5 protein-coding genes are annotated in these 6,324 nt (G+C 39.8%); 3 read left to right on the top strand and 2 right to left on the bottom strand.

What is annotated here, in order from left to right:
• Nucleotides 1-64: 64 nt before the first annotated feature.
• Nucleotides 65-2,290, bottom strand: coding sequence for a DPP IV N-terminal domain-containing protein (locus tag QL984_RS18065; RefSeq protein WP_064664262.1), 2,226 nt, complete (start codon nucleotides 2,288-2,290; stop codon nucleotides 65-67).
• Between the two features lie 107 nt (nucleotides 2,291-2,397).
• Here QL984_RS18065 and QL984_RS18060 point away from each other — a divergent pair, with 107 nt between their 5' ends.
• On the top strand, nucleotides 2,398-2,796 hold the full coding sequence (locus tag QL984_RS18060) for an HIT domain-containing protein (protein ID WP_013464220.1): 399 nt from the start codon (nucleotides 2,398-2,400) through the stop codon (nucleotides 2,794-2,796).
• A gap of 32 nt (nucleotides 2,797-2,828) precedes the next feature.
• Entirely contained in the window at nucleotides 2,829-3,359 is a 531-nt protein-coding gene (locus QL984_RS18055) for a hypothetical protein (protein ID WP_128583074.1), read from the top strand.
• 69 nt (nucleotides 3,360-3,428) lie between these two features.
• Here QL984_RS18055 and QL984_RS18050 read toward each other — a convergent pair whose 3' ends face one another.
• Nucleotides 3,429-5,129: a hypothetical protein gene (locus QL984_RS18050; protein ID WP_013464222.1), complete on the bottom strand. Its 1,701-nt coding sequence runs from the start codon at nucleotides 5,127-5,129 to the stop codon at nucleotides 3,429-3,431.
• A 281-nt stretch (nucleotides 5,130-5,410) separates the two neighbouring features.
• Between QL984_RS18050 and QL984_RS18045 the strand changes: the two genes are divergently transcribed.
• Entirely contained in the window at nucleotides 5,411-6,250 is an 840-nt protein-coding gene (locus QL984_RS18045) for an HDOD domain-containing protein (RefSeq protein WP_013464223.1), read from the top strand.
• Nucleotides 6,251-6,324: the final 74 nt, after the last annotated feature.

Raw genomic sequence — 6,324 nt, 5'->3', positions numbered from 1 at the left:
TATCTGCATAAAAAAAGGCTGATACTTATATCAGCCTTTAGTCGAATAATTAACCCAGTTTTAGTTACTTTGTATTAAAATTACGGTTAAAGAAGTTTGTAATAGTTTGATGTAAATGAGTTTGAACTTGTTTACCGCGAAGGCTATGTTTTGAGCCCGGGTAAGTCATCATTTCAAACTGTTGATTGTTATCTTGCAGCTGTTTAAATAATTTAGTGGCATGGGTAAATAATACGTTGTCATCGGCCATGCCATGGTAAATCATTAATGGGCCTTTTAAGCCTTCAGCGTATGGGAACACAGCACTGTCGATATAGCCTTGGGCATTAGTATCTGGGTGACCCAAATAGCGCTCGGTGTAATGGGTGTCGTATAGAGCCCAGTCGGTAACCGGAGCACCAGATACACCCGCGCTGAAGTAATCGCCTGCTTTAAACATGGTCATTAGCGCCATATAACCACCGTAGCTGTGGCCGTATATACCTATGCGAGCAGGGTCTACGTAATCAAGAGTACGTAAAAACTCAACGCCTTTGATTTGATCCGCCACTTCTACAACGCCTAAGTGCTTATAAATCGCATCTTCAAACTTTTTACCGCGATTGTAAGAGCCTCGGTTATCAAGTTGAAAAATTACATAACCTTGTTGCGCCATGTATTGAAAATATAAATTTTTACTGCGCCAGCTATTCGTTACTCGCTGAGCATGAGGACCACCGTAAACGTTGACAATAACCGGATGCTTTTTACCCTTTGCCATATTTGCTGGTTTAAATAAACGGTAATGCATAATTTGGCCGTCTTCAGCGGTAATTGTTCCGTATTCGGGCTGGGCTAAATCAGTTAGATACGGGGTAAGTGGGTGAGAGTCATCAAGCTTATTCTCTTCAAGCCACGTAATAAACTCACCATTAATTTTGCGCAGTGCAGCTGAATTTGGCTTATTAACCGATGAGCTATTATCAATGAAAGTTTTATTATCTTTAGCTAGAACGACATTATGGTATTGGCCTTTTTCAGTAATGCGCTTCATACCCCCTTTTTTAAATAAAGGCGCACTGTATAAATGGCTCTCTAGCGGGGTATCTTTACGTGCAGCAAAGTAAACAACGCCATTTTTTTCATCTATCCCTTTTAGGCTATCTACGACCCAATCACCTGCGGTAATCTGGCGGATAAGTTGGCCGTTATTACGATATAAATAAAGGTGCTTAAATCCATCGCGCTCTGAGGCCCATACAAAATGCTTTTTATCTTTTAAAAATTCAAGGTCAAAATGCAAGTTGATCCAGGTATCACTTTTTTCAGTTAAAGCAACGGTTTGCTGTTTTGTTTTAGTGTTGTAAAAACGTAGTTCTAAGTTATGTTGCGAGCGGTTTTGCCATTGATAAGAGAGCGTATTGCTGTCGTTTAGCCACTTAGCGCGGGCAATATAAATATCTTTATCGTCGCCTAAGTCAATCCAGTCAACTGCTTGATCATTAAGCTTTACCACCCCAAGTTGAATGTCAACATTATTGGTGCCAGTAAATGGATAACGCTGGTTAAATAGTTTTACTTCATCAGCATAAATTTCGTTACGAATCGCTTCTTGAACAGGGCTTTCATCAACGCGAGTAAAGGCGATTTTAGATTCATCATTTGCCCACCAATAACCGGTCATACGGCTCATTTCTTCTTGCGCCACAAATTCGGCCATGCCGTTTTTAATTACGCCACCGCCATCTTTACTTAACTGAATTTCTTTACCTGAAGCCAGCTCTAGTGCATATAGGTTTTGCTCTCGGATAAAGGATACGAAATTTCCTTTTGGAGAAAAACGCGCATCGGTTTCAAATGCGTCTGTGTTAGTCAGCTTTTTACTATTTTTAGCATCTAAGTCATAGTAATAAAGATCGCCATTAAGAGGGAATAACAGTGCTTTCCCATCTTTTGACCATTTATATTCAAGGATACCTTTTCCAAAAATACGTTGGCGTTCGCGGCGTGCTTTTTCTTCATCGGAGAGATTTTCTGGGCCTGAAAATAACTGCGCCGAATCAACTAACAACCGGTTGGTATTATCTTTTAAATTATATTCCCATAAATCGTAGCGGTTATAGTCATCGGTTTTACCTTGTAAGTAGGTAACCCGGCTACCATCAGGCGAAAACTTAAGTTGTACCGGAGATTTGCCTGCTAAGCTCGGATCATCAAATATACGCTCAAGCGTTAGCGGCTCAGCTTCTGCGCTTAATGCGCCCGCGAGTAGGGGAATTGCCAGTGAGAGGTGTTTTAGTTTTTTTAACACAGGATTGCCTTTACTTACATAAAATTATCTCGATGGTAAAGCACAAGCGTGTGCAACTGCAACTAAATGCTATAAAGTGTGCGGTAAAATAATCTAAGGACTTTAACATGAGCAAAACATCATTTACCTTAGCACCTGAACTGAAAAGAGATTGTATTGAACTGGCTGATTGGCCACTTTGTAAGGTGTTGCTATTAAACGACAGCCAATATCCTTGGTTTGTATTGGTCCCCAGAATAGCGGGTTTAAAAGAGATTATTGATTTAACCGAGCAGCAACAAATTACTTATTTACACGAGTCAGCGAAACTCAGTCATTTGTTAATGGAGGTGTTTAATCCTGATAAGTTAAATGTAGCCGCATTGGGTAATATGGTGCCACAACTACATATTCATCATATCGCGCGTTTTAAAACAGATATTGCGTGGCCTGCGCCGGTATGGGGCAAGTTTCCGAGTGTGCCTTATACTAATGAGCAGATAGAGCAATTAAAAGCGCATTTTTAAAAAATCAAAATGAGTTACTTTGAGGGGATAGTATGAAATTAATCAAACAACTCTGTACAAGTGTATTTATTGCAGCCATTGCAGTGTCAGCAGTGATAGCGGGCGAGCAGCCAGTAGCTGTAGATGTGGTAAATAACGCTAATATTAAAAACTTTGCAGCACATAACAACTTAGTTTTTTCAGCAGCGCAACCGACTGATGAGCAGTTTAAGCAACTATCGCAAGCTAAGGTGAAGCACGTTATTAATTTACGTGCAGCAGATGAGCAAGACTGGGATGAAGGCGCGTTAGTCAATTCTTTAGGAATGAATTACCACGCAATTGAGATTGCAGGTGCACAAGATGTAAACATTGAAAATGCAAATCAGTTAGCCAGCCTATTAGCAAAGCTTAACGGTGAGTCAGTACTTGTTCATTGTGCAAGTAGCAACCGTGTTGGTGCGTTAATGGCTATTTCAGCCCATCAGCAAGGCGCTGATATTGAGTCTGCAATTGAAACAGGCAAGCAGTGGGGAATGGCAAGCCTTGAGCCGGTTGTTCGTAAAGTGATGAGTGATAAATAATTAGACTGATAAGTAATAAAAAAGCGTTACAGTGTAACGCTTTTTTTATGTGAGCTAATTTAGCGCATATTAATTAAGGCCAAGCACATCTTTGCCTTGTTTGAAGGTCACATCTACAGGGATGTTCGCTTTGCTTAACTTTTCTAAATCTTTAGCTAGTTCCGCTTTAATATCGCCATGAGTGGCAATCAGTTGATCAACTTTTTCGTAATCACCATCACCTTGCAGAGTTAAAATAAGGCGTGATAACTTTGCCATAGCATCGCCCATTTTATCCATGTTGATGCTATACAAGCCATCTTCATTTTTAGAGAAGGCACCTTCTTGAGCAAAAAAGTTAAAGCGGATCATATTTGCTTTACCATGTGCACTTGAAGCACCAAAGCGCACTGAGCGGAAAATACCCGCCATAAAAGTGGTGTAGTAATCTTCTAATGTACCTTCGGTGATTTCCCCTTTTTTAAGTAACTGTTCAACCATGTATAAACCAAGAATATCGGCTTTACCTTCTTCCAAGGCGCTAGCATGCTCTTGTAGAGATTGGCGAACGGTACCTTTGCCGGTAATAGTATTTTTAATACCTAAACCGTGAGCTACTTCATGGAACATAGTGTTAGCAAAAAATGCATCAAAGGTAATGTGTTTGCGTTGCTCAGGTACAATTAACTGCTCTGCGATAGGGACTAAAATTTTATCAAACTTCGCTCGCATTGCATTTTTAAGCTGTAAGCGACGTGTGCCTTTTTCTAGCTGCACTTGCTCATCATTGGGTAAGTTAATTGCAATGGTTTTACTGCCGGCATTTGAGTGCCCAGCATAATAAACAACATCGTAGGCATTTAAGTCAGCATCTGAACCAGGTACTTCTTGCTTGTACTTGCTATCAACAGGTAAGCCTTTTTGCAGCTCAGGTAAAAAGGCAGCAAATTTAGCCAGGCGTTCGCTCCATTTTAAATCTTTAATTAGTACATACGATTCATAGGCAGCACGGTAACCAAATAATTGGTCTTCGTAGTTTTCAATTGGGCCAATAACAACATCGATAGGATTATTTTTCATATCCATCCAAGCAAAGTCAGAGGCTTGGAAATCATCGCTTTGTATTGCGTCAGCTCGTAAGTTTAGGTAGTTGGCAAATTCTTTGTCGTCAGCTAATTTGCTAGCGTCTCTAAGTAACTTAGCTGCTTGGGCAAGTTCTACGGCATATTCTTCTGAATAAGGCGTGCTGTATAAATTACCTAGTTCATCGCGTTTAATAAGTGAGTAAAGCCCTGTTTTATCTTTTACATCAGCGTTATTAAGCTCTTCTTTGGTGATGTCGGCCGGATAAAAACCTGCCCCAAGCGGCTTTTCTTTATAGCCAGATAAAAATACTTCATCGCCATTTAAGCGATCCCATGGGCCGTAGTTAATATCAGCAAACTGACGTACTTTTTCATCATCTAATTGTGCTAAAAAGCTTTGTTTATCTTCACCAAATGCTTGTTTCCAAAATAAATCGTCCATAATTTTTGAAGCATCAATAAGCTTGGCAACCATGGCTTTTTGGTTCTCAGATAAGTGTGACAAATCGCTTTGTAAGCTAAAGTCTGTGTATATGTCTAAGCGTTGACGGTCAATATTAACGAGTGTTGGCCCTGAAGGCGCTTGAGAAGCCGTTGGCGCTGAGCTTTGCGGCGTATTGTTTGAAGACGGTGCTTGCTCAGAACAGGCACTAAGAAAAACGATGCCAGAGAGCAGTATTGCTTGGCTAATTTTATTTAAGATCATTATATTGCCTTTAAAAAGTCTATTTTATAACTTGTATACTGTAAGTTAAGGTACTGAATGAGTATTAGTGTGCCTTAGCATGCTTGCATTAAAGCAAAACATACTAGCAAATAGCAAGTATTAGACGTTAGAGTGCACTAATGAGGGGCCGCTGGTAAATAATCAATAATTATCTACAATTCTTTCTATTTTAGGTATATGTTTAATACTACTAAGCTTTGAAATAATTAATAATATAAGACTTGCTGTAAAGTGTAGGTCATTAAGCAAAGGGATATTTTATGTCTACAGAAAATGCCTTACTCACTATTTTAGTTGACAGAATTAACAACGACACACTGGTGTTGCCTACGTTACCTGAGGTAGCGATTAAGGTTCGCCAAGCCGCAGATAACCCCGATGTTAATTTGATGCAAATGTCAGATGTGATAGCACATGATCCTGCATTGTCGGCGCGGATGATCAAAGTCGCAAATAGTGCAATTATGGGCCGAGCTGTAAAGGTGTCTAACTTGCACCAAGCCGTTACACGTATTGGGCTTAGGCAAATAAAAAATATTGCCACAGCCATGGCGATGGAGCAGTTATTTGTATCTAACAACGAGTTAATAAAAGGCTACATGGGAAAGGCGTGGCATAAAACGCTGCATGTGGCCTCGCACTCTATTTCATTAATGGAGTTTTACTTAAAAAGAAATACCCATACATCGCTAAATCGCGATGCCATTACATTAGCTTCATTAGTTTATAATATTGGGGTGTTACCCATTTTAACTGAAGCAGAGCGTCACCCTGAAGTGTTTGCAAGCCCCAGCTTTTTAGCCCATGCGATTCAACGTTTAAGTGGTAAAATTGGTGGTTCAATCATGAAAGCGTGGGAATTTCCTGATGTGTTTGTTGAGGTCGCGCAGCACTGGGCAGATGTGAATCATCGTACTGCTGAGGTGAGTTATATCGACTTCATTCGTGTTGGTGCAATCCTTGAGGGAACCTTACAAGTATCTGATAAGTCAGCAGCGCTGCAAACGTATATTGATAAAGGCATATTTCCTTCATTAGAAATGTTAGAGAGTGAAGAGTATTTGCATATGGTTGAAGACGTAAAAGAAATGTTTAGTTAATACCAATTTTATTAAAAACATGATTATTCTAGCGTATTAAATAATCCGCTACCTGCGTTAAAAATTATTTATAT

Source organism: Pseudoalteromonas sp. APC 3495, from assembly GCF_030407645.1.
Classification (GTDB): Bacteria; Pseudomonadota; Gammaproteobacteria; order Enterobacterales; family Alteromonadaceae; genus Pseudoalteromonas; species Pseudoalteromonas tetraodonis.
This window is presented reverse-complemented; position numbering and strand designations above follow the sequence as displayed.

Excerpts from the sequence above, each read along its gene's own strand:
- QL984_RS18060 (WP_013464220.1), top strand. The coding sequence starts at position 2,398 with ATGAGCAAAACATCATTTACCTTAGCACCTGAACTGAAAAGAGATTGT.
- QL984_RS18055 (WP_128583074.1), top strand. The coding sequence starts at position 2,829 with ATGAAATTAATCAAACAACTCTGTACAAGTGTATTTATTGCAGCCATT.
- QL984_RS18050 (WP_013464222.1), bottom strand. The coding sequence starts at position 5,129 with ATGATCTTAAATAAAATTAGCCAAGCAATACTGCTCTCTGGCATCGTT.
- QL984_RS18045 (WP_013464223.1), top strand. The coding sequence starts at position 5,411 with ATGTCTACAGAAAATGCCTTACTCACTATTTTAGTTGACAGAATTAAC.